Raw genomic sequence first — 432 nt, forward strand, 5'->3', positions numbered from 1 at the left:
GGGGCTCTATCCCGCCTATACGCTGGAGCATTTGTTCACGGGTGAAAAGTCGATTCAGGATATCGTGCTCGAAGGGCCCGAGGGTATCCAGGTCATTCCAGGAGCATCGGGTTTCGCTCAGTGTGTTGAGTTGGATGTCGGGCAGCAACAAAGGCTGGTGACTTCTATTCGTGCAATTGAGCCTCATTATGACTATATGATGGTCGACACAGCCGCGGGTATTTCTCCAACCGTTCTTCATTTTATTGCCGCGTCTCAAGTTGCTGTCGTTGTGGTGACCCCCGAGCCAACCTCTTTAACTGATGCGTTCTCTCTGCTTAAGGTGCTCAAACGCCGCGGTTATCGACGAAAGGTTCAGATTGTTGTCAATATGGTCTCTAATGCGGCGCAAGCTAAGAAGGTCTTTCAGCGCTTTTCACAAGCCGTTAGTAA

General features: G+C 50.5%; 1 protein-coding gene. It reads left to right on the forward strand.

Annotated features, from left to right (window positions below):
* Positions 1 to 432 (forward strand): AAA family ATPase (locus tag A3766_RS07250; protein ID WP_156508757.1); only part of this gene is annotated, 432 nt, incomplete at both ends.

The sequence above is a fragment of the Oleiphilus sp. HI0132 genome (assembly GCF_001635845.1).